19 protein-coding genes and 1 pseudogene are annotated in these 23,946 nt (G+C 34.0%); 19 read left to right on the top strand and 1 reads right to left on the bottom strand.

Annotated features, from left to right (window positions below):
- Positions 1-91 precede the first annotated feature (91 nt).
- Complete coding sequence (locus SJY43_RS02055) at positions 92-2,338, top strand: c-type cytochrome (protein ID WP_396602189.1); 2,247 nt, start codon at positions 92-94, stop codon at positions 2,336-2,338.
- Between the two features lie 90 nt (positions 2,339-2,428).
- Here the strand turns inward: SJY43_RS02055 and SJY43_RS02050 are convergent, their stop codons facing one another.
- Entirely contained in the window at positions 2,429-5,245 is a 2,817-nt protein-coding gene (locus tag SJY43_RS02050; protein ID WP_396602188.1) for a TonB-dependent receptor, read from the bottom strand.
- 248 nt (positions 5,246-5,493) lie between these two features.
- On the opposite strand from SJY43_RS02050, the gene SJY43_RS02045 reads away from it, so the two are divergent.
- The 18 genes and pseudogenes from SJY43_RS02045 (at position 5,494) to argH (ending at position 23,893) form a co-directional block, all read left to right on the top strand.
- Positions 5,494-6,519, top strand: a complete 1,026-nt coding sequence (locus SJY43_RS02045; protein ID WP_396602187.1) for a helix-turn-helix transcriptional regulator — start codon at positions 5,494-5,496, stop codon at positions 6,517-6,519.
- A 158-nt stretch (positions 6,520-6,677) separates the two neighbouring features.
- Entirely contained in the window at positions 6,678-7,853 is a 1,176-nt protein-coding gene (locus SJY43_RS02040; RefSeq protein ID WP_396602186.1) for an MFS transporter, read from the top strand.
- 7 nt (positions 7,854-7,860) lie between these two features.
- Positions 7,861-9,009, top strand: coding sequence for a Gfo/Idh/MocA family protein (locus SJY43_RS02035; protein WP_396602185.1), 1,149 nt, complete (start codon positions 7,861-7,863; stop codon positions 9,007-9,009).
- 130 nt (positions 9,010-9,139) lie between these two features.
- Complete coding sequence (locus SJY43_RS02030) at positions 9,140-10,192, top strand: sugar phosphate isomerase/epimerase family protein (protein WP_396602184.1); 1,053 nt, start codon at positions 9,140-9,142, stop codon at positions 10,190-10,192.
- Between the two features lie 12 nt (positions 10,193-10,204).
- Positions 10,205-11,005: pseudogene (locus SJY43_RS02025) on the top strand (DUF1080 domain-containing protein).
- Positions 11,006-11,020: 15 nt separating this feature from the next.
- Positions 11,021-12,004 carry a ThuA domain-containing protein gene (locus SJY43_RS02020; RefSeq protein WP_396602183.1) on the top strand — a complete coding sequence of 328 codons (984 nt, stop codon included), beginning with the start codon at positions 11,021-11,023 and terminating at the stop codon, positions 12,002-12,004.
- 434 nt (positions 12,005-12,438) lie between these two features.
- Positions 12,439-13,017: a hypothetical protein gene (locus tag SJY43_RS02015; protein WP_396602182.1), complete on the top strand. Its 579-nt coding sequence runs from the start codon at positions 12,439-12,441 to the stop codon at positions 13,015-13,017.
- A 19-nt stretch (positions 13,018-13,036) separates the two neighbouring features.
- Positions 13,037-14,212: an argininosuccinate synthase gene (locus tag SJY43_RS02010; protein WP_396602181.1), complete on the top strand. Its 1,176-nt coding sequence runs from the start codon at positions 13,037-13,039 to the stop codon at positions 14,210-14,212.
- Positions 14,213-14,215: 3 nt separating this feature from the next.
- Entirely contained in the window at positions 14,216-15,193 is a 978-nt protein-coding gene (gene argC / locus SJY43_RS02005) for an N-acetyl-gamma-glutamyl-phosphate reductase (protein WP_396602180.1), read from the top strand.
- 143 nt (positions 15,194-15,336) lie between these two features.
- Entirely contained in the window at positions 15,337-16,131 is a 795-nt protein-coding gene (proC, locus tag SJY43_RS02000; protein ID WP_396602179.1) for a pyrroline-5-carboxylate reductase, read from the top strand.
- 1 nt (position 16,132) lies between these two features.
- Positions 16,133-17,287 (top strand): aspartate aminotransferase family protein, encoded by a 1,155-nt coding sequence (locus SJY43_RS01995; protein ID WP_396602178.1) that lies wholly within the window; start codon positions 16,133-16,135, stop codon positions 17,285-17,287.
- A gap of 4 nt (positions 17,288-17,291) precedes the next feature.
- Positions 17,292-18,488: a glutamate-5-semialdehyde dehydrogenase gene (locus SJY43_RS01990; RefSeq protein ID WP_396602177.1), complete on the top strand. Its 1,197-nt coding sequence runs from the start codon at positions 17,292-17,294 to the stop codon at positions 18,486-18,488.
- 93 nt (positions 18,489-18,581) lie between these two features.
- Positions 18,582-19,343, top strand: coding sequence for a glutamate 5-kinase (gene proB, locus SJY43_RS01985; protein WP_396602176.1), 762 nt, complete (start codon positions 18,582-18,584; stop codon positions 19,341-19,343).
- Between the two features lies 1 nt (position 19,344).
- Positions 19,345-19,788, top strand: a complete 444-nt coding sequence (locus tag SJY43_RS01980; RefSeq protein ID WP_396602175.1) for a GNAT family N-acetyltransferase — start codon at positions 19,345-19,347, stop codon at positions 19,786-19,788.
- A 12-nt stretch (positions 19,789-19,800) separates the two neighbouring features.
- Complete coding sequence (locus tag SJY43_RS01975) at positions 19,801-20,739, top strand: N-acetylornithine carbamoyltransferase (protein WP_396602174.1); 939 nt, start codon at positions 19,801-19,803, stop codon at positions 20,737-20,739.
- Positions 20,732-21,514 (top strand): acetylglutamate kinase, encoded by a 783-nt coding sequence (argB, locus tag SJY43_RS01970; protein ID WP_396602173.1) that lies wholly within the window; start codon positions 20,732-20,734, stop codon positions 21,512-21,514. Before SJY43_RS01975 ends, argB begins: the two co-directional genes overlap by 8 nt.
- On the top strand, positions 21,514-22,581 hold the full coding sequence (locus tag SJY43_RS01965) for a M20 family metallo-hydrolase (protein ID WP_396602172.1): 1,068 nt from the start codon (positions 21,514-21,516) through the stop codon (positions 22,579-22,581). The genes argB and SJY43_RS01965 overlap by 1 nt, the downstream gene beginning before the upstream one ends.
- 37 nt (positions 22,582-22,618) lie before the next feature.
- Positions 22,619-23,893, top strand: coding sequence for an argininosuccinate lyase (gene argH / locus SJY43_RS01960; RefSeq protein ID WP_396602171.1), 1,275 nt, complete (start codon positions 22,619-22,621; stop codon positions 23,891-23,893).
- Positions 23,894-23,946 lie beyond the last annotated feature (53 nt).

The raw sequence follows: 23,946 nt of genomic DNA, 5'->3' as shown, positions 1-23,946 counted from the left end.
AATCCTAAAATTTAGTTTTCAGAAATCGATTAGAACTAATTATTATACTTTTTAGTAATAGTTTCTCATGTTTTAAATTAAAAAAAAGTAAATGAAAAATACATTCTTTTTATTACTCTTAATGTTATCTTTTTTTAACTGCGATAAAAAAGAATACACAGATAAAATTTACGAAAAACCAGAAATCGTAAAAGACCCATCTTCAGATTTTCTTTCTCCAGAAGAAAGCATGAAAACATTTTATTTGCCAGAAGGTTATAAAGTAGAACTTGTTGCTAGCGAGCCTATGATTGATGAACCTGTAACCATAGCTTGGGATGGTAATGGGCGTATGTATGTTGCAGAAATGAATACTTATATGCAAGATGTTGATGGTAGTGGTACTAATCAATCGATTAGTAAAATAAAAATGCTTGAAGATTTAGATGGTGATGGTAAAATGGATAAAAGCACCGTTTTTATTGATAGTTTATTGTTGCCAAGAATGATTTTGCCTCTAGAAAATGAATTAATCGTCAATGAAACATTTTCATATGATTTATGGAGTTATAAAGATACTAATGGTGATGGAGTAGCAGACAAGAAAGAACGCGTTTATTATAATCCAAATCGTCGTGGTGGAAATTTAGAACACCAACAGAGTGGATTGATTTGGAATTTGGATAACTGGTTATACACCACTTATAATCCTATTCGATTTAAGTTTAAAAGTAATGGAAAAGTAGAAGTAGATTCTTTAGAAAGCATGCCGAATAGAGGGCAATGGGGACTTACACAAGACGACTTAGGGAATATGTATTACTCCTCCGCAGGTAGTGAGAATCCTGCTTATGGATTTCAACAGCCACCAGTTTATGGGGAATATAATGCCAAAGGTAGACTTGCTAAAGGTTTTGTAGAGCCGTGGCCAATAGTTGGAACTCCAGATGTTCAAGGCGGGCCAAAAAGATTACGTGAAGATGGTACGCTTAACCATTTTACTGGAACTGCTGGGCAAGAAATTTATAGAGGGCATAAATTACCCTCTAGTTTATATGGTGATCTTTTTATTCCAGAACCTGTAGGTAGGCTGATTCGTAGAGCAAAAATAAAAAATGAAAACGGTAAAAAGGTTGCATACAATGCTTATGATAAAGCAGAGTTTATGGCATCAACAGATTTAAATTTTAGACCATTGCAAGCTAAAACGGGTCCTGATGGAGCGCTTTATATTGTAGATATGTATCGTGGTATTATTCAAGAAAGTAATTGGACAAAAAAAGGAAGTTTCTTAAGACCAGTTATTGAACGAAAAGGCTTAGATAAAAATATTGGAAAAGGAAGAATTTATAGAATTGTACATGAAGATATCGAGCTCGATAAAAAACCTAATTTAATAGGTAAGAAAGCTTCAGAATTAATAGAGTATTTAGGTCATCGAAATGGCTGGTATAGAAATACGGCGCAAAAGTTAATTGTTTTAAGAGGCGATGAATCTGTTATTACACAATTACAGGCTATTGCACGAGATAACACATCGTTTTTTAATGGTTTGTTTAATAGCGAAAAAGATTTTGGTTTGGAGCGTGTAACGGCACTTTGGACGCTTGAGGGTTTGGGTAATATTGATAAAACGTTAATTACTGAAAAATTACAAGATGAAGATTATCGTGTTAGATTGACTGCAATTAGGTTAAGTGAAAACTTCTTAAAAACTGGAGATACAGAAATACTTCAAGATTTAGAAAAATTAATTTCTGATGCCGATGTAAATGTTGTAAATCAATTAGCTTTAAGTTTAAGATATAGTAAAGATAAAAAAGCAACAGAATTACTTAACGCTATTAATACAAAATATGAGAGTCATGAGATTATTTCGCATGCAGTTGTTGAAAGTTTAAAGAAAGATGACTCTAAGTTAGCGCAGCTCAAAAAGAGAATATCTGGAAGAGATTTAGGTTCAAGATTAAGTATTACTAAGGGATATGATGCTTATAAACAACTATGTATTACTTGTCATGGTGCCGATTTAAAAGGTATACCAACAGAAGACGGCGGTCTTATAGCACCGTCTTTAATAGGTAGTGAAAGAGTTAAGGGCGATAAAGGAGTATTAAGTAAAATTTTATTAAACGGATTAATTGGGCCTATTGAAGGTAAAGAATATGGTATTATGATGCCTTTAAAGGATAATAGCGACCAATGGATTGCAGATGTGCTTAGTTATGTTAGAGCTATGAATGATGCAGATAATGTAGGAAGAAGAACGGTTAGAAATGCAAGAACAGAATCAAAAGATAGAGATGATTATTGGACTTTAGAAGAGCTTTATAAAATCGAGGCTAAGAAAAATAAATAGTATTAGTTAGACATTAAAAAAAGCGAATCTAGTTTAAAACTAGATTCGCTTTTTTGTTTTCTATTGTCGATGCAATAATGTTATGTAAAATTAAAAACTATAATTCAATTGTAATAAAGTAGAGCGTGGTAAAATTGGTACTACAATAAAGCTTGCCTCTGGGTTTTCATTAATAAACTCAGAAGTTACGCCGTTTGAATTTGCTCCAAACGTGTTAGCTCCAAAAAAGTTAGCAAGTCCATCAGAATTAAAAAGATTGGTAACTAATAAATTAGCGCTTATGTTCTTGCTAATTTTATAACCAACTCCAGCATCAAAAACACTATAGGCATCTAATTGGAATGCATTTGCATTATTGCCCTCGCGTTTACCTGTGTATTTCCATTTAACAAAAGAAGATAGTTTGTCTTTTGAGAATTCAGCCGATAAATTAAACATCAATTTAGGGTTGAATGCTAATGTGTTTCCAGAATAATCTGTTATGCTGTCATCACTTGCATCAACAGTTCCAGAAGCATCATATATATTCCATTTTGTAGCTTTCGGGTCTTGTAAAACACCATTAAAACGAAATGCGAAATACTGAATTGGATTATAACTAGCTTCCCATTCCAGACCTAAGGTACGTGAGCTGTTAAATTGAATTGGTGTGTAAAATATACTTCCTGATTCGTCATCAAATTCAAAATTAGAAACACCAATGTTTTTTAATGCACTCCAGTATAATGTACTTGTAAATGAAAAGTTTTTCAATACAGATTTTAAACCTACTTCAACTTGATTAATTTCTTGAATCTTTCCGGCTTGGTTTATAGGAACGTTTGCAAAATTGTTGAAATAGTAATTTAATTCAGGCGCTTTATTACCACGAGATAAACGGCCAAATATTGAAGCATCGTCAGTTAATTTATAATTTATGCCAAAAGAATACGACACATAATTATAATTGTAATCAAAATTATCACGTTCGCCAGTTGGTGTTAAAATGTTATTGTCATAGGCTGTAGTTTCATCACCGTCTAAACCTCCTACTTGGGTGAATGGTGTAGAGCGGTCGTTACTTCCTTTGTGCGTTATAGATTCAAAACGTAATCCTAAATCTAGGTTTAGTTTGTCTGATAGTTTCCAACTATCGTTTGCAAAAGTTGCAATTTGACTAATTTTAGCACGGCTGTTTGTGAAAAACAAACCACCGTAGTTGCTTACTCCAAATTCATCAGATAAAGCTATTACAGAATCACCTGGATTTTCCAAAGTTACCTGTAACATTCTTGGGTTGTTTTCGTAAGTTGAAAATGCAAAACTACCTTGTGTAAACACAGAAGTGTTTGAAAAACCAGTAGCAAAACCAAAATTTAAATCGTGATTATCCCATTCTTTTCTTAGGGTTAATTGTTGCATGAATTCGTCGGCATTATTGTCTTTATACCAAGTTGAGGTTCCCATTATAGCATCATTTGGAAGTGTTCCAGAAGTTAAATACTCAGATGGGTTTCCACTAAAAATGCCGCTATTATCTATTCTTGCTAATTCATTTCCAGAGTTCACATCTTTAAAAACAATTTGCCCAATAGGAAAAGGGTTTCCGTTACTTACTAGGTAATAAGGTATAAAGTCACTAATAGAAACAAAAGCATTACTAATAGAGGTTTGCCAGTTAGCCTTTTTAGAAGAAAATTTCATGTTGTTTTTAACAGACCAATTATTACCTAGGTTTTGGAATAAATCGATACCAAAAGCTAAATCTTTAGCATGCACACCATTTGCAGGGTTGAATCTATTTGTAGAAGTCAAATCTCTTCCATCGGGGATTGATGCGTTAAATTCGGGCATTAATAAGGCTGTAGCGTTGAAATTTTGTCCAAAAGCTGCTTTTGGGTTGTTCCAGTTTGTTGCAGCAACACCATTGTATCTATTGGTAAAATCGTTTAAATATTTACCATAAAATTTAAAATAACCATTCTTGTTTTCTTTTTTAATATCGAATTTAAACTGTCCTCCTTTGCTAAATGTAAAATCGGTACTCCTGGCGCCTTCATTGTGTCTGTAATGTCCACCAGCATTAAAAAACCACTTGTTTCCTAATCCTCCACCTAAAACCGCATCAATTCTATATAATGGGTTGTTGTTTGCGCCTTGAATACCATTTTGCACCTGTATTTCACCATTTAATTTTTCTGAAATATTGTTTCTAGAAATAAAATTATAGACGCCTCCCGGTGCGTTCATTGCTGTTATGGAAGCGCTTCCACCTCGTAAAGCTTCTACTCTGGATGTTGTTAAATCTACACGATGAAACAAATCAGGCCCATAATAAGAATGTTGAACTAAGCTAACAGGTAAACCATCTTCTTGTAGAGATACATAATACCAACCCATATCATCTTCTGCAGCAGCAGAAATGCAACGCGTGTAAACTCTTGTAAATACTTCTCCAGTTGAAGCATCAGTAAATGTTCCAGGTATATTTTGAAGCAAGTTTGCGGTGCCTTGAGGGTATATTTTATTAATTGATTTGGAGTTAAGTCTGCTTACAGATGTACTAGATTCCAATTGTGTTTTAGGTGTGAAGTTACCTGTTAGGATTACTGCATGTAGATTTAAAAAGTCTGGATTTAAAATGTAGTTGAAGGTGTTGTTTTTTGAGTCAACTTGTATAGTGTCAAAAATGGTTTTAAAGCCTAAATGAGAGATTTTTAAATTGTAATTTCCTTTAGGAGCATTTAATAAGGTAAATAGACCTTCGCTATTTGTAATACTGAAAATGTCAGGTTTAATATAAATACTAGCCCCTTCAATAGGTTGGTTATTGATATCTTTTATAGAGCCGTTAATTGTTGTTTGAGCACTTGCTAAAATTGAGCTAACTGTTATTAATAAGCATAAAACGAACTTAAAATCAGTCATAGTTGTAATAGAATGAAAATAGGGTGAATGATATTTGATTGAATAACTGAAACAAATTTATAAAATATATATTCATACTTGTTTGTAATAAGTTAGTGAAAGAATTTGAAAGTTTATTTAGGAGGTAAAACTTATAGGTTAGGTTAAGAAAATAATGGATTTAATAGCAGTTTGAGGCTTGTGAGAATGGTACAGCTTGTTTATGATTGTTTTATTAATTAATTTGCGATAATGTTCAAATTATTTCAATGAAAGTAAACAAGATAAAAATTGAACCATTTAAAGGTGATGGTATGGTGTACCATGCTGATACTTGTTTGCCGTTAATTGATGCTTTTAATAGAAAGAAATTAAAATTTAAAGCCTTAGCTCGACATACCTATCCGGGTGATCGATTAGATGAGAATACACTCGGGCTTAATAGTATTGGCTATTGGGATGCTAGTAAACCACAAGATTGGGGTTTAGATTGGCATAGAAATGAAGGCATTGAATTTCATTTTTTAGAATCGGGTAGTATGCCTTATTCGCAAGAGAATAAAGAAGTTGTTTTAACTCCTAATCATTTAACCATTACACGGCCTTGGGAAGCTCATAAAGTAGGTAATCCACATATTGGAATGGGTAAGTTTTATTGGGTAATTATAGACTTAGGTGTGCGCAGACCACATCAAGATTGGGTTTGGCCAGATTGGATTACTTTAACACCAACAGATTTAGACAGGCTAACTACCATATTAAGACAAAACGAAAAATCGATATGGAAAACCGATCAAAATATTCGCGATTGTTTTTTACGAATATATAAAGCAATAAATACAGATGAATCTGGGAGTAATGCTTCTAAAATTAGATTACTTATTAATTATTTATTAATTCTGTTGTTGGATTTATTAAATACAGATGATATTGTTTTAAATGAATCATTAACAGATAGTTCGAGAAGTGTAACATATTTTTTAAAAGAATTAGAGAATAATCTTTTAGAAGATTGGACTGTTGAACTGATGGCTAAATCTGCTGGAGTTGGAGTAACGAGGTTTACCCATCATTGCAAGCGTTTAACAAATGTTACGCCTATGAGATACTTAACCTTAAAAAGGTTAGATTTATCTAAAAAGCTACTTATTGAGCATAGTCATTTATCGGTATCAGAAATTGCATATATGTCTGGTTTTACAACCAGTCAATATTTTGCAACAGTATTTAAAAAGCATGAAAAATGTTCCCCCAAAAGTTTCAGATTAAATCATATGGCTGCAAATTTTTCATAATGGTTCGGGGTGTTCAATTTTTTTCATTGAATTAATGTACACACTATTTTAAAAATTATTTTATAATTTCACTAGGTAAAATTGGCTTCAAGTATTTACAAACTTTGTTTTAAATACTTGACATTATTTTATCAACTAACCAAACTAAATATTTTAAAATGGAAAACATTAACAAAAACCGACTCTTTCTTGGGAGTTGTTTAGCATTAATCACCACAGCAATGACTTTTGCTATTAGAGCAAGATTAGAAACTGTATTTGGGCCAGAAGGTATTGGTTTGACTTTAGAGCAATTAGGGTATGCTTTCGCGCCGGCATTTTTCGGGTTTACCATAGCAATGATTATTGGCGGGCCGTTAGTAGATATATTAGGAATAAAAAAAATAACATGGATGGCTTTTATAACACATGCCGTAGGTATTGTGTTAACTTTAATGGCCGGTTCTATGACCTCTTTATTTATAGCAACCTTATTTATTGGAATAGGAAATGGATTTGTAGAAGCTGCATTAAACCCAATGATAGCCTCTATGTATCCAGATGAAAAAACAAAAATGCTTAACAGGTTCCATGTTTGGTTTCCTGGAGGTATTGTAATTGGTGCGCTTTTAGGTTGGCTTGTTATGGACGTATTAGGTTTGAGCTGGCAAGTTATGGTGGCAACATTGTTTATTCCTTTAGTGGCTTATGCAGTATTGTTTTTGGGTCAGAAATTCCCTGTTACCGAGCGCGTTCAAATGGGAGTTAGTAATAAAAAGATGTTTATTAGTGTTTTAAAACCACTATTCTTATTTATGGTAGCTTGTATGTTTTTAACGGCTGCTTCAGAATTAGGTACAACGCAACGTATAGAATCCTTGTTAAAAGAATCTGTCGCTGCTCCTTTATTAGTCTTGGCTTTTATAAATGGCATTATGGCTTTAGGACGTTTGTTTGCAGGCCCAGTTGTACATAAATTAAGTCCTTCGGGTATGTTGTTGTATTCTGCAATATTCACGTTTGTTGGCTTATGGTTGCTTACTATTACAAGTGGAGGAATGACGTTTGTAGCTGCTGCAGTATTTGCTGTTGGGGTTACATTCTTTTGGCCTACTATGTTAGGTTTTGTAGCTGAATATTTGCCAGAAACAGGAGCACTAGGGCTTTCAATTATGGGAGGTGCAGGTATGTTTTCTGTATCATTAGTATTACCAATTATGGGGAAGTTAATGGATGGCGCAAGTGGTGCTGGAGAAGCATTGCGCACCATGTCTGTTTTGCCAGCAATTTTAATAGTGGCATTTATAGGTTTAAATATCTATATGAAAAAAAGAGAAAAAACGAATCAAGCATAATTAATATATGGCAAGAAAATTAAGAATGGGAATGATTGGTGGTGGCACCGGATCATTCATTGGAGATGTACATAGAAAAGCGTCGTCAATTGATGGCATGATAGAATTGGTGTGTGGTGCTTTTAGTAGTAGTGCTGAAAAATCAATTGCTTCTGGGAAAGCTCTATATCTTCCAGAAGATAGGTGTTATGGGACTTTTGAAGAGATGATTTCTAAAGAGAAAGAACTTCCTGAAGGGGTGCGTATGGACTTTGTGTCTATAGTAACCCCAAATCATATGCATTTTCCACCAGCAAAAATGGCTTTAGAAAATGGTTTTCATGTGGTGAGTGATAAACCTATGACCTTAACTTTAGAAGAGGCTATAGCTTTAGAAGAAATTGTAGAAAAAAGCGGAAAGTTATTTGCGTTAACTCATAATTATACGGGACACCCTTTGGTAAAGCAAGCAAAAGCAATGGTTGCTAAAGGAGATTTAGGCGCTATTAGAAAAATACAAGTGCAATATTTGCAAGGTTGGTTGTCCACTTCAGTTGAAAAAACAGGGCAAAAACAAGCCTCTTGGAGAGTAGACCCAAAACGTTCTGGAATTGGTGGTGCGTTAGGTGATATTGGAACACATGCTGAAAATTTATTAGAATATATTACTGGCTTAAAAATAGAAGAATTAGCTGCCGATCTAGGTGTTTTTGGTGAAGGTAGAACTTTAGATGATGATGGTAATTTATTACTCCGTATGGAAAATGGGGCTAAAGGCACCATGTCTTTTTCTCAAATTGCTTTAGGTGAAGAAAATAGCTTAGCTATAAAAGTATATGGAGAAAAAGGCAGTTTGGAATGGCAACAGGAAAACCCTAATCAATTAAAAACACATTGGTTAGATAAACCTGTAAAAATATTTACACCAAATGGGAATGATTTGTATGATGAGGCATTAAATGTTTCTAGAATTCCTGCAGGGCATCCAGAAGGTTATTTAGAAGCTTTTGCAACTATTTATAAAAACTTTGCAACACATTTAATGGCTGTTTTAAATGGTGAAACCATAGAAAAACCAGATTACCCAACGGCAAAAGATGGCGTGCGTGGCATGAAATTTATTTATGCTGCAGTTGCAAGTGATAAGAATAATGCTGCTTGGACAAAATTTGATTAATATAAAAACTACAATTGGCGGATAGTGCGTTAGGGATTGAAGTGGAAAGCCCACAGCCCGACAAAGGAGGTGCGAGGACTTGTAGCGTAAAGCCCGACCCTTGCGGTAACGCCATAAAAAACAATATAATATGAAAACATTAAAAGGACCTGCTGTTTTTTTAGCACAATTTGCAGGAAGCGAAGCACCATTTAACAGTTTAGATGGCATGTGCAAATGGGCGTCGGATTTAGGATATAAAGGGATTCAAATTCCAACTTGGGAATCGAGTTTAATAGATGTTGAAAAGGCTGCTGAAAGTCAGACGTATTGTGACGAACTTAAGGGTAAAGTGAATTCATACGGATTGGAAATCACAGAATTATCTACCCATTTACAGGGGCAATTAGTTGCGGTAAATCCAGCTTACGATACCATGTTTGATGGTTTTGCGCCAGAACATGTAAGAGGAAACCCGAAAGCGAGAACGGAATGGGCAATTGATTTTGTAAAAAAATCTGGAACAGCTAGTGGACGACTAGGCTTAACAGGACATGCGTCATTTTCTGGAGCATTAATGTGGCATACGGTTTACCCTTGGCCGCAACGACCAAACGGATTGGTAGAAATGGGCTTCAAGGAATTAGCAAACAGATGGCTGCCAATTTTAAATCATTTTGACGAACATGGTGTGGATATTTGTTACGAAATTCACCCGGGAGAAGATTTACATGATGGTGTGTCTTATGAGCGTTTTTTGGAAGCTACAGGAAACCATAGTCGGGCCAATATATTGTACGACCCAAGTCATTTTGTATTACAGCAATTAGATTATTTGTCGTTTATAGATATTTATCATGAGCGTATTAAAGCGTTTCATGTAAAAGATGCCGAGTTTAACCCAACAGGAAGACAGGGTGTTTATGGTGGATATTCTGATTGGAAAGACCGTGCTGGCCGTTTTAGAAGTTTAGGAGACGGTCAGGTAGATTTTAAAAGTATTTTCTCAAAATTAACTAAATATGGAATTGATGTTTGGGCAGTAATGGAATGGGAATGTTGTATAAAATCTTCTGAACAAGGTGCAAGAGAAGGTGCGCCGTTTATTAAAAAGCATATTATAGAAGCTGCTGGACGTAGTTTTGATGATTTTGCTGGTGGCGATATTGATGAAGATTTTTTGAAAAGTGTCTTAGGTATTTAACTAAAATTCATAATGAATAAGATTCTAATTTTGTTTTTGGGTTTACTGTTTTTTTCTTGCAGAAATGAATATTCTGAAGCGCCAAAAGAAATGGAACTGATAAAAACGTTTGAAGAAGGGCCGGGTGTTGAACCTACAAAGCCAGAAGCAACCGAAGTTTGGGAGCCAAAACCAAAAGTGGTAACTGTAGATGAGGCTACAAAAATACCTTCTGATGCTATTGTGCTTTTTGATGGTTCTAATTTTGATGAATGGGTGGCGTCTAAAGATTCTTTAGCTGTAAAATGGGTTTTAAATCCAGATAAAAGCATGACTGTTAAAAATAAGGCAGGCGACATACAAACCAAACGTGATTTTGGAGATATGCAACTTCATATTGAATGGAAATCTTCTCAAGAAATTACAGGAGAAGGTCAGCACCGCTCTAATAGTGGTGTGTTTATTCAAAACAGGTATGAAGTTCAGGTTTTAGATAATAACGATAATGAAACTTATGTAAATGGTCAAGTGGGATCTATTTATAAACAAAGCATTCCGTTGGCTAATGCGTCTTCAAAAACGGGTAGTTGGAATGTTTACGATATTATATAGCGTGCGCCAAAGTTTAATAAAACGGGCGATAAAATAAAATCTGGAACAATAACTGTATTGCATAATGGCGTGTTAATACAAGACCATTATCAAATTAAAGGAACAACAGAATTTATTGGGTGGCCCAAAAATAAACCACACGGAAAGGCATCAATAAAATTACAAGACCATAGAGATAATAGTGGTGTGAGTTATAGAAATATTTGGGTTAGAGAATTATAATAATAACAATTTTAAATGATGATGAAACGTATCGCTTTTTTATTAATAGTATTTTGTTTTTTTACAAACACATCTTATAGTAATGTATGTAAAAGAAAGATTAAAGTTCTAATTGTTGATGGACAAAATAACCATACTGTATGGCCAAAGTCAACAATCATGATGAAACAGTATCTAGAAGATACGGGATTGTTTAAAGTAGATATTTCTAGAACTCAATTTTTAAATAAAAGTGAGAAGTTTAAAGATTGGTTGCCTTTGGCCAAAAAAACGCTCAATGGCATTGATGGGAAACCTAAAACTGATCCAGATTTTAATCCAAAATTTTCAAAATACGATGTAGTAATTTCTAATTTTGGTTGGCAAGCTGCGTCTTGGCCGGAAGAAACAAAAGCTAATTTTGATGCGTATATTAAAAATGGTGGTGGCTTTGTAAGTGTACATGCTGCCGACAATAGTTTCCCTAAATGGGAGGCGTATAATAAGATGATTGCTATTGGTGGTTGGGGTGGTAGAACCGAAAAAGATGGGCCATATCTCTATGTAGACAAAGATAATAAACCAAAAAAAGATTATAGCGCTGGTAAAGGGGGTTCTCACGGAAAAGGAGAGCCATTTCTAGTTGCAAATTATAATACCGAACACCCAATTACTAAAGGTTTGCCAACTACATGGATGCATGCCAAAGATGAGTGTTATGCTTTTTTAAGAGGGCCAGCAGAAAACGTTACCATTCTTGCAACAGCAGTCTCTACAAAAAAAGCTCCAGAATTAGAGCAAAAGGAGCCTGTAGCTATGGTTATTAACTATGGTAAAGGCAGAGTTTTTCATACTACACTAGGCCATGATACAACATCGTTTGAATGTGTTGGTTTTATTACATTATTAACTAGAGGTGTAGAATGGGCTGCGACAAATAAGGTAACTTTAATAGATGTGCCAACAGATTTTCCTTCTGCAACAAAGGTTTCTTCAAGAGTGTTTAAGTATAAAAATTAAGTTTATTCTAGGTTGTACTAGAAATGTTATTCAATTTTGTTTTCTAGACAGAAACAATTATGGATTTAATGTTGCTTAATCCATAATAAGTTGTAATTTTACGCCTTATATTAACGAAAGGGGCTCACGCCGACGATTTAGAGTTAATAGTTAAGGTAGTTATTCAGTGGAAACAGGAAACAACATATCTCTTATCTCTTTTGTTTTAGTAGCATTTACTAGAACGGCTGTTGTGCGTTTTCCTCAAACTCGCCCCTAGGGGCTATTCAGTTTAAGAAAGCTATGGGCTTTCGAATTTTCGTTATTTTTTATGAATTCAATTTAATCATTCTTAAAGCAATATGCTTTAATGAGTAATTTAAGTTTAAGAACCAAATTTTGGTTTTTAAGTAATTGCTTAAATGGAATGATGTTTTTGAAAAACAACAAACTAAATGAATACTGCATTACACATGGATATAAATACGGTTATAGAACAAGCGGAGCTATATTGTGATGAACAAGATATAGAGATTAAGTTGGTTTATAAACTTTCAAATAAATCTTTAGAAATTATTTCAGAAAGATCAAAAGAACTTGATACCTTGTATTTTGTTGATATTGAAATGCTTAAAAGACGTGTTGGAAATGGGTGCTTTATTTTGAAAAAAAATGACCAGATTTATGGACATATTTTTGTTCACGAACATCTTGTTAAAGGGCATTCTGTATTTGAGCGTACGTCCTTATGGGTAAATCGTGAATGCAGAAGTTATAATCTTGGTTTGTTATTAATGGCTAGAATGACCGAATTATTTTCTGAATTTTATCTAATTTCGGTGGCGCAAACACCTAAAGTACATCATTATAACGAATTGTTAGGAATGACACATGTTCGCTTATCAAATATGTCTACGGTCTTGGTTGAAGAACTTGAAAAATTAGGGAAGTTACGAGATGAATTTAGTTTTAAATATTATGTTAATGCCTGTTTTGAATCTGTTATTGGGCAATTAAAATACAAAGAAGAATAAGTTATATATAATTAAAAAAATGAAAAAATTAGTAATAGCATATAGTGGAGGTTTAGATACCTCATATTGCGCGGTAAGTTTATCAAAAGAATACGATGTTCACGCTGTAAGTGTAAATACTGGTGGTTTTACAAGTGAAGAAATTAAGCATATAGAAAGCAATGCTTATAAAATGGGTGTTTCTACATACAAGAATATTGATGCCATTGCTACATTTTACAAAAAAGTAGTCAAGTATTTAATATTTGGAAACGTTTTAAAAAATAGTACGTATCCACTTTCTGTAAGTGCAGAACGTATTATTCAAGCTATAGAAATTGTAGAATATGCTAAAAGTATTGGTGCAGAATATATTGCACATGGTAGTACTGGAGCAGGAAACGATCAAGTCCGTTTCGATATGATTTTCCAAACCTTGGCGCCAAATATTAAAATTATTACGCCAATTAGAGATCAAAAATTAACAAGACAAGAAGAAATAGATTATTTAAAATCTGAAGGTATTGATATGCCTTGGGAGAAATCTAAATACTCTGTTAACAAAGGGCTTTGGGGAACTAGTGTTGGAGGTGTTGAGACTTTAGAGTCTGAAAAACCTTTGCCAGAAGAAGCTTATCCATCGCAATTAAAACATGCTGAAGAAGAAAAAGTAAAGTTAACTTTTGTTGAAGGAGAATTAGTTGCTATAAATGGTGTAGAAAACGATCCTGAAATTAACATTGAGGTTTTGAGTAATTTAGCTTCACCTTACGCTATAGGTAGAGATATTCACGTTGGAGATACTATTGTTGGGACTAAAGGACGTGTTGGTTTTGAGGCTGCTGCGGCTTTAATAACTATTAAAGCACATCATTTATTAGAGAAGCACACGTTAACAAAATGGCAATTACAACACAAAGAATATTTATCTAGTTTTTATGGTATGCATTTGCACGAAGGACAATATTTAGATCCGGTAATGCGTGATACAGAAGCGTTCTTACAAAGCTCACAAAAAATGGTTTCGGGTGATGTTGTGGCTACTTTAAAACCATACCATTTTTCTTTAGATGGAATTGTTTCTAAACATGATTTAATGTCTAGTAAGTTTAGTACTTATGGTGAAGAAAACAAAGCGTGGACTGCTGATGATGCTAAAGGATTTATTAAAATTCTAGGAAATCAAAATAAAATATACAGACAAGTAAATTCTTAAGCTATGATTAAGGTTGGAATTATTGGAGGCGCAGGTTATACTGCCGGAGAATTAATTAGATTATTAATTAATCATCCTGAAACTGAGATTGATTTTGTTTTTAGCACAAGTAACGCTGGAAACAAGATTAGTAAAATACACCAAGATTTAGTTGGTACATTAGATTTGAAATTTACAGACACCGTAAATCCCGATGTTGATGCGCTATTTTTATGTTTAGGTCATGGTAATTCGGTGAAATTTTTGTCTGCTAATACGTTTTCAGATAACACAAAAATTATCGATTTAGGAAATGATTTTAGATTAGAAGACGCTAAAGTTTTTGAAGGTAAAACCTTTGTTTATGGTTTGCCAGAACTAAATAAAGAGGCTATCGTAAACGCAAATTATATTGCAAATCCTGGGTGTTTTGCAACAGCAATTCAATTAGGATTATTACCATTGGCAGATGCTGGTTTAATTAATAAAGATGTGCATATTAATGCGGTTACTGGGGCTACAGGCGCTGGGACATCATTATCTGCTACAACACATTTTACGTGGAGAGATAATAACTTTTCGTATTACAAACCATTTACGCATCAGCATTTAGGAGAAATTAATCAAACGGTAAATCAATTACAGAGTAATTTTGATTCCGAGATTATTTTTATGCCAAATAGAGGTGATTTTTCTAGAGGGATTTTTGCAACCATGTATACCGATTTTGAAGGTTCTGTAGAAGATGCTAAAGACATATATAAATCATTTTATAAAGACGCTAAGTTTACATTTGTATCGGACGATTTTTTACATTTGAAACAGATTGTTAATACCAATAAGTGTTTAGTGCATTTACATAAACATAATGGTAAATTATTAATTACTAGTGTGATTGATAATTTGTTAAAAGGTGCTTCTGGACAAGCGGTTCAAAACATGAATTTAATGTTTGGTTTAGAGGAAACAACAGGATTAGGTTTAAAAGCAACATATTTTTAGGGAAGCCCCACCTGGCCTCCCCAAAAGGGAGGGATTAGAGTAAGGATGTACGTATGAGTACGTTAGTTAAATAAAATAAAAAGTAAGAGTAAGCATCCCCCTCCCGTGGAGGGGTTAGGGGAGGCTTCTAAATATTAGTAGTCATGAAAATAGCCATAATAGGTACAGGTAATTTAGGGAGTTCGATTGCGAAGGGACTTATAAAAAATAAGTCGTTTACATCATTATATCTAAGCGATAGAAATACCAAAGCTGTTAAGAGTTTTGAAAGTGTTGAGCATGTTTTTATAACAAGTGATAACGAACTTGCTGTTAAGAATTCGGATATTGTACTTTTTGCATTGCAACCCAAGCATATTGATGGGGTTTTGGAAAGTGTAAAAGCTTTAATTACCGATAGTCATATTATTATGTCTGTTGCTGCTGGTGTTGATACGGCTAGGATTGAAAATATTTTAGGAGCAGATAAAAAAATTATTAGAATTATGCCTAATACGGCAATTTCTATTGGTAAGTCTATGACCTGTATTGCGGCTAATACTGCGGGACAAGATGAGGTGCCTTTGGCTGAAGATATATTTAATCAATTAGGAACAACTATGGTGATTCCAGAAGATTTAGTGCAGGCGGCAACCGTTATTTGTGCTAGTGGTATTGCGTTTTGGATGCGCCTTGTGCGTGCTACAACTCAAGGAGCTATTCAGTTAGGTTTTGAAGCTGAAGAAGCACACGAATTGGCAGTACAAACATGTTTTGGTTCTGCTAGTTTATTGATTGAATCTGGAAGACATCCAGAGCAAGAAATTGATAGAGTAACCACGCCAAGTGGTTGTACTATTGAAGGCTTAAATGAAATGGAACACCAAGGGTTAAGCTCTGCTTTAATACAAGGCATTGTGTCTTCATTTGAAAAAATAAACCAACTAAAAAAGAATTAAAATGCCATTATTTAATGTTTATCCGTTGTACGATGTAACGCCAGTTTCAGGAAAAGGTGTTTATGTTTACGATGAAAACGGAAAAGAATATTTAGATCTTTACGGAGGTCACGCTGTGATGTCTATAGGACATGCTCACCCAAAATATGTTAAAGCCATTACGAATCAGGTTTCAAAACTTGGGTTTTACTCTAATGCTATTCAAAACCCTTTGCAAAAGGAATTAGCAGATAAAATAGAATCACTTTCTGGATGCAAAGACTACGAATTGTTTTTATGTAATTCTGGAGCCGAGGCTAACGAGAATGCTTTAAAATTAGCATCTTTTAAAACAGGAAAAAAGCGTGTTGTGGCTTTTAATAATGGGTTTCATGGCCGTACATCGGCAGCTGTAGCGGCAACCGATAATAAGAACATTATTGCGCCTATTAATGCACAACAAGCAGTAACTATTTTACCGTTAAATGATGTTGAAGGAGTTAAGGCTGAATTAGAAAAGGGCGATGTTTGTGCTGTTATTGTTGAGTTTATACAAGGTGTTGGTGGTTTAGATGAAGGAACAGTGGAGTTTTTTGAACAAGTTGATGCGCTTTGTAAAGCAAATAACACGATGTTTATTGCCGATGAGGTACAATCTGGTTATGGGCGTTCGGGTAAATTCTTTGCGTTTCAATATTATAGCGTAACCCCAGATATTATTTCTATTGCTAAAGGAATGGGTAATGGGTTTCCAATTGGAGGTGTTTTAATTCATCCAGATATCGAAGCTAAATTCGGCATGTTAGGAACTACTTTTGGAGGTAATCATTTGGCTTGTGCTGCTGGTTTATCTGTATTAAATGTTATAGAAGAGGATAAATTGATGGATAATGTAAATGAGATATGGTGCTATTTTATGAAATTAGCCAAAACTATTCCGCAAATAAAAAAGGTTAAAGGAAAGGGTTTGATGTTAGGTCTAGAATTTGATTTTGAAGTTGGCGAACTTAGAAAGAAACTTATTTATAACCATTTTATTTTTACAGGTGGTGCCATGAATAAAAAATTATTAAGAATATTACCGCCTTTAACGGTTAGAAAAGAGCATTTAAATATGTTTTTTGAAGCGCTAATAGAGGCGTTAGCTGAGGTTGAACAACCAGTAATTGCAAGTTAGAAAAATGAATAAAACATTAAGTATACATAAACGTAATGCGGTATTAAATTCCATGAAGGAATTGGTTAAAGAACACGCACAGACTATCCTAGATGCTAACAAAATAGACATGGAAAGTTATGATGATAGTGATTTAGCTATGAGTGATCGTTTAAAAGTTAACGACGCTAAAATTGAAGGCATGGTTGAGTCTTTACGTCAATTATCAGAATTAGAAGATCCTGTTGGTGTAGAACGTTTTAGTTTTACGCACGATAATGGTATGCAAATTTATAACCGAACGGCCTCTTTTGGTACGGTAATGATTATCTATGAATCACGTCCAGATGTTACTATTGAAGCAGGTGGGATTGCGTTTAAATCGGGAAACAAAATTTTATTAAAAGGTGGTAAAGAATCTTTAAATTCTAACTTGGCTATTGTCGATTTATGGCACAAAGCATTACAAGTAAACGATGTGAGTACAGAATGGGTTGAGTATTTAAATTACAACCGTACCGAGACTCAGGCGTTTTTAGAAAACCCAACCCAAACTTTAGATTTAATAGTTCCAAGAGGAGGCGAGCGATTAATCGAATTTGTAAAGCTAAATGCTAAATGTCCTGTTATTGTTAGCGGACGTGGAAATAACTTTGTGTATGTGCATAAGCATGCCAATGCTGCTATGGCTGTAGATATTATTGTAAATGCAAAAACCCAAAAGGTTTCTGGATGTAATGCTGTCGATAAGGTTTTAATCGATAATGATTTGCCAAATAGAGCGCAATTTATTCAAGACTTATTAGTGCGTTTAGAAGCACATAATGTCGAAATTCTAGGCGATGAATCTTTAGCTGAATACAAATCGGTTAAACAGATTGAAAGTGATGACATTTGGTATAAAGAATTTTTAGATTATAAAATAGTAATTGGTAGTATAGCAAATACACTAGAAGCTATTGAAATGATTAATAAGTATAGCGGAGGTCATTCTGCTACCATAGTAACAAGCGCAGAAGGTGCTGCCGAAAACTTTATGGCTAGTGTAGATTGTGGTGCGGTTTACCATAATGCGTCAACCAGATTTACAGATGGTTTCGAGTTTGGTTTAGGTGGCGAATTAGCTATTAGTACAGATAAATTACACCAACGCGGGCCTATAGGTTTACAACATTTGGTAACCAATAAATGGTATGTTCACGGAACTGGACAAACAAGATAAAAATGCAAGCCTATTATGGGCATTTAAAAATAAAGCGAATTGTTTGTTGATAACAAGAAATAACTATTCATTAGTTGATGAATTTTTAAGTAGATGAAAAAGAAACGCATATTACTAAAAATTGGCTCTAACACGCTAACTAAAGAAACCGATAATTTATCGCGTGGTAAAATTGAGGATATTGCGAATCAAATTGCAAAACTTCAAGATACTTGCGAGTTTATAATTGTAAGTTCTGGTGCCATTGCTGTTGCTAAACAGTTTGTAAAACTGGAGAGTAAACAAAAAGAAGTTTTTGTAAAACAAGCTTTAGCGTCTATCGGGCAACCGCATTTAATTCGTATTTATCAAGAGATTTTTAGAGAATATGGCTTGTTAAGCTCACAATGTTTATTGTCTTATTCAGATTTTGAAAAAGAAGAAAGCAGAACCAACATCATGAATACCATTAAGGTATTAGTTAATAATAGTTATATCCCAATTATTAATGAAAATGATACGGTAGCTACAGACGAAATTCAGTTTGGCGATAACGATAAACTTGCTGCATTAACTGCATCACTTTTAGGTGTTGATTTATGTATTATAGCAACCAATACCAATGGAATTTACACCAAAGCATCTATTGAAAATGGAACTCCAGAAACTATAAAAGTTGTTGAAGATTTTGATACGCTTAGAGCGCAAGTTGTGAGTTCAAAATCATCACACGGTAGTGGTGGAATGGAATCTAAAATAGAAGCGGCTGCTGTAACTAAGTCGGCAAATATTGAAACTTGGATAGTAAATGGTTTGGAAGATAATTTTATAATCAATGCATTTGATGATAAAGTAGCGTTTACTAAAATAAAATAGTTTGTCTAGTTTTGACTTGAAATATGTCGATATAAAAGATTCTTTTTATAAAGAAGCTGTAGTAATTAGAAAAGAATTGTTTTTTAAGAATATGAAAAATAGTTCAGATTTAATTCAAGATAATTTTGAAGAAAACGGAATACATTTAGTGTGTTTAAAAGAGAATGAAGTTGTTGGTACAGGCCGATTAAATATAGAGAGCAAAACAAGTGTGATTTCTCAAATGGCTATAAAATCAGCTTACCAAAATCAGGGTGTTGGCTCAGAATTAGTAAAAGAGTTAATAAAATATAGTAAAGGAAAGGAACTGTTTATAATTAAATTAAGCGCCAGAGAAACGGCATTAGCGTTTTATAAAAAATTTGGTTTTGTTGCTGTTAGCGATAAGTATCCATCACAAAAAACAGGAATTATCCATCAGCAGTGGGAATTGAAAATAGATTAAATTAAAGTAGGAATGAAACATTACACGTCGATAAACGATATAGACAATATCAACTCTTGGATTGAAGATGCAAAGGCATTAAAAAGCAATCCATTAAAGCATCAAGGATTAGGACAAAACAAAACATTAGGTTTATTATTCTTTAATTCAAGTTTGCGTACGCGTTTAAGCACACAAAAAGCAGCTTTAAACTTAGGAATGGATCCTATAGTAATGAATGTTTCAGGTGATGCTTGGGGTATTGAGTTTGGCGACGGAACTGTTATGAATGGTAATACCGCAGAACATATTAAAGAAGCTGCCGCGGTAGTATCTCAATATTGCGATATAATTGCGGTAAGAGCATTCCCTACCTTAACCGATAAAGAAAAGGATAATAGCGAGCAGGTTTTAAATGCCTTTAAAAAGTATGCATCTGTGCCCGTTGTGAATATGGAAAGCGCTACAGGACATCCGTTACAAGGGTTAACTGATGCAATTACTATTTCAGAACATGCCAAGGTTAAAAGACCAAAAGTCGTTTTAAGTTGGGCGCCACATATAAAAGCATTGCCACATGCCGTAGCAAATAGCTTTACTCGAGTTATGCAAAAAATGGATGTTGAATTCGTTATTGCAAACCCAGAAGGTTACAATTTAAACCCAGAAATTACAGGAGATACACCAATTTATCACAATCAAGAGGAAGCGTTTAAAGATGCCGATTTTGTATACACAAAAAACTGGAGCTCGTATCAAGATTACGGAAAAGTGGTAAATACAGATCCTAATTGGATGATTACTAAAGATAAACTTGGCGATGCTAAATTCATGCATTGCTTACCTGTTAGACGAAATGTGGTTGTTGAAGATGCCGTTTTAGATACAGATAGTTCGTTAGTAATCCAACAAGCAAATAACAGAACCTATGCTGCGCAATTAGTGCTTAAAAAGATATTAGAAAATGCATAAAGAAAAACTATCCATAGTAAAAATAGGAGGAAACATCATTGAAGATGAAACCGCTTTAGTTGCGTTTTTAAAATTATTTTCTAGTTTAGAAGGAAAGAAAATTTTAGTGCACGGTGGCGGAAGACGAGCAACAATTATCGCTTCCAAATTAGGCATAGAATCTAGAATGGTAAATGGTCGTAGAATTACTGATGCCGATACTTTAGAAGTTATTACTATGGTTTATGGCGGTTTAGTAAATAAAAATATAGTCGCAAAATTACAGGCTTTAAATACGGATGCCATAGGATTAACTGGTGCAGATGTTAACAGTATTAAATCTGATAAACGACCAGTAAAAGATATAGATTTTGGATTTGTTGGCGATGTTAAAGCGATAGCTTATAACTCAGTTGATAAATTGATTCAAGCCGATTTTACGCCGGTATTTTGTGCCATTACACACGATGGTAACGGACAACTTTTAAATACTAATGCAGATACCATAGCCTCACAAGTGGCGGTTGGAATGAGTAATTTATACGAAACTTCAATTTATTATTGTTTTGAGTTTAATGGCGTTTTAAGAGATATAAATGATAAAAATTCTGTAGTAAAACATATAGATTCAAAGGTGTATAAGGAGCTATTAGAACAAGGTGTAATTGTGGATGGAATGCTTCCTAAACTTGAAAATTGTTTTAATGCATTGCGTCATGGCGTACATAATATTAATATGGGAAATACATCTATGTTAACTCAAGCGAATAATAATTTTACAACAATAACTTTATAATGGCGATACCAGATTTAACGCAAGATGCTATATCGCTTTTAAAAAAGCTGATAGAAACACAATCTTTTTCATCTGAAGAAGCTCCTACTGCAGCTCATATCGAAGATTGGTTTAAACGCTACGATATCGATTTTAAGCGTACCAAGAATAATGTTTGGGCAGTTAATAAACATTTTGAAGCAGGTAAGCCAACATTGTTGTTAAATTCACATCATGATACGGTTAAACCTAATTCTGCTTACACCAACGATCCTTTTAAAGCCTTTGTTGAAGACGGAAAACTATACGGACTAGGAAGTAATGATGCCGGCGGTTGTTTAGTCTCGTTAATAGCGACGTTCACCCATTTTTATAATCACGAAAATTTAAAATATAATCTAGTTATTGTCGCTTCCGCGGAAGAAGAAAGTAGCGGTCCAAATGGGCTAAATAGTATGCTTTCCATAATTCCAGAAGTTGATGTGGCTATTGTAGGCGAACCTACTTTAATGAATTTAGCTGTAGCTGAAAAAGGCTTGGTTGTCTTTGATGTTGTAATTGATGGTACGCCAAGTCATGCGGCACATCCAAACGATAATAATTCAATTTATAATACGATTGATGCTTTACAATGGTTCAAAGATTTTAAGTTTGAAAAAGGCTCCAAAGCTTTAGGCGATGTAAAATTAACAGTTACACAAATTAATGCAGGTTCGCAACATAATGTGGTGCCAGGTCACGTAGATTTAGTGGTCGATGTTCGTGTGAATGATGCGTATAGTAACGCTGAAATCGCAAAAATTTTACAAGAAAAAGCACCAGTTACAAGTATTAAACCACGTAGTTTACGATTAAATTCATCATCCATTCCAGTAGAGCATGATTTGGTGAAAGCTGGCGTAGCGATGGGTAGAAGTACATATGGTTCTCCAACATTATCAGACCAAGCAGCATTAAGTTGTCCAAGTTTGAAATTAGGGCCAGGAGATAGCACACGTTCGCATTCAGCTAATGAATTTATTTATGTGAACGAAATAGAAGAAGGTGTAAAAATATATGTTGAATTGTTAAATCGAGTAATCGTCTAAGCAGATCAACAAATCAATAAATAAAAAATTTTAGGAAATGAAACTCTGGGATAAAGGCATATCAATCGATAAAAAAATAGAACAATTTACTGTTGGAAACGATAGAGAAATCGATATACATATAGCAAAGTATGATGTTATAGCATCAAAAGCACATGCTAAAATGCTTCAGAAAATCGGCATTATTTCCGTTGAAGAATTAGTGGAATTGTTAGGCGGATTAAAAGTTTTAGAAGAACAAATTGAAAACGGCACGTTTGTTATTGACGAGCAGTTTGAAGATGTGCATTCTAAAATTGAATTTGAATTAACAAAAAGCCTTGGTGAAGTTGGTAAAAAAATCCACACAGCACGTTCTAGAAATGATCAAGTTTTAGTGGCCTGCCATTTATATTACAAAGAGAATTTAGGTCTTGTAAAGGAGAAAACTAAAACACTTTTTGATACGCTTTTAAATTTAGCCGATACTTATAAAGATAAAGTATTACCAGGTTATACACACTTACAAGTAGCCATGCCATCATCATTTGGGTTGTGGTTTTCTGCTTATGCAGAGTTAATGGTAGACGATGTTTATATGCTAGATGCTGCCATTAAAACCGTAGATCAAAATCCATTAGGTTCGGCGGCTGGTTACGGAAGTTCGTTTCCGATTGATAGAGAATTAACCACCAAAGAAATGGAGTTTGCTACCTTAAAATATAATGTGGTTGCAGCCCAAATGGGACGAGGGAAAAACGAACGTACCATAGCAGCAGCATTAGGTAGTTTAGCAAATACTTTGGCGCGGTTTGCAATGGATACTTGTTTGTATATGAGTCAGAATTTTGATTTTCTTTCTTTTCCAGACGAGTTAACTACAGGAAGTAGTATTATGCCTCATAAAAAGAATCCCGATGTCTTTGAGTTAATTAGAGGAAAGTGTAATAAAATACAAGCACTACAAAGCGAAATGATATTAATAACTAATAATTTACCAAGCGGTTACCATAGAGATTATCAGTTAATAAAGGAAAACATAATTGCAGCTTTTGAAGAGATAAAAGATATTCTAGATATTTATAATTATTCGATTCAGCAGATTATTGTTAAAGATGTAGACATACATGATGATAAATACAAGTATTTATTCACAGTAGATAATATCAATACACTAGTTGTAGAAGGGCAATCGTTTAGAGAAGCTTACCAGAAAATAGGAGGGCAAGTGCAAGATGGCACTTATGTTCCTGATACATCTAAGCAACATACACATGCTGGAAGTATTCATAATTTGTGTTTGGATGAGATTCGAGGGAAATTTCCTAAATAGTAGTTGGTTTACTTAAATCTTAAGTGTAAATATCCAATTATAAGTATTTTTTA

The organism is Algibacter sp. R77976 (assembly GCF_044594645.1).
GTDB lineage: Bacteria > Bacteroidota > Bacteroidia > Flavobacteriales > Flavobacteriaceae > Algibacter_B.
This window is presented reverse-complemented; position numbering and strand designations above follow the sequence as displayed.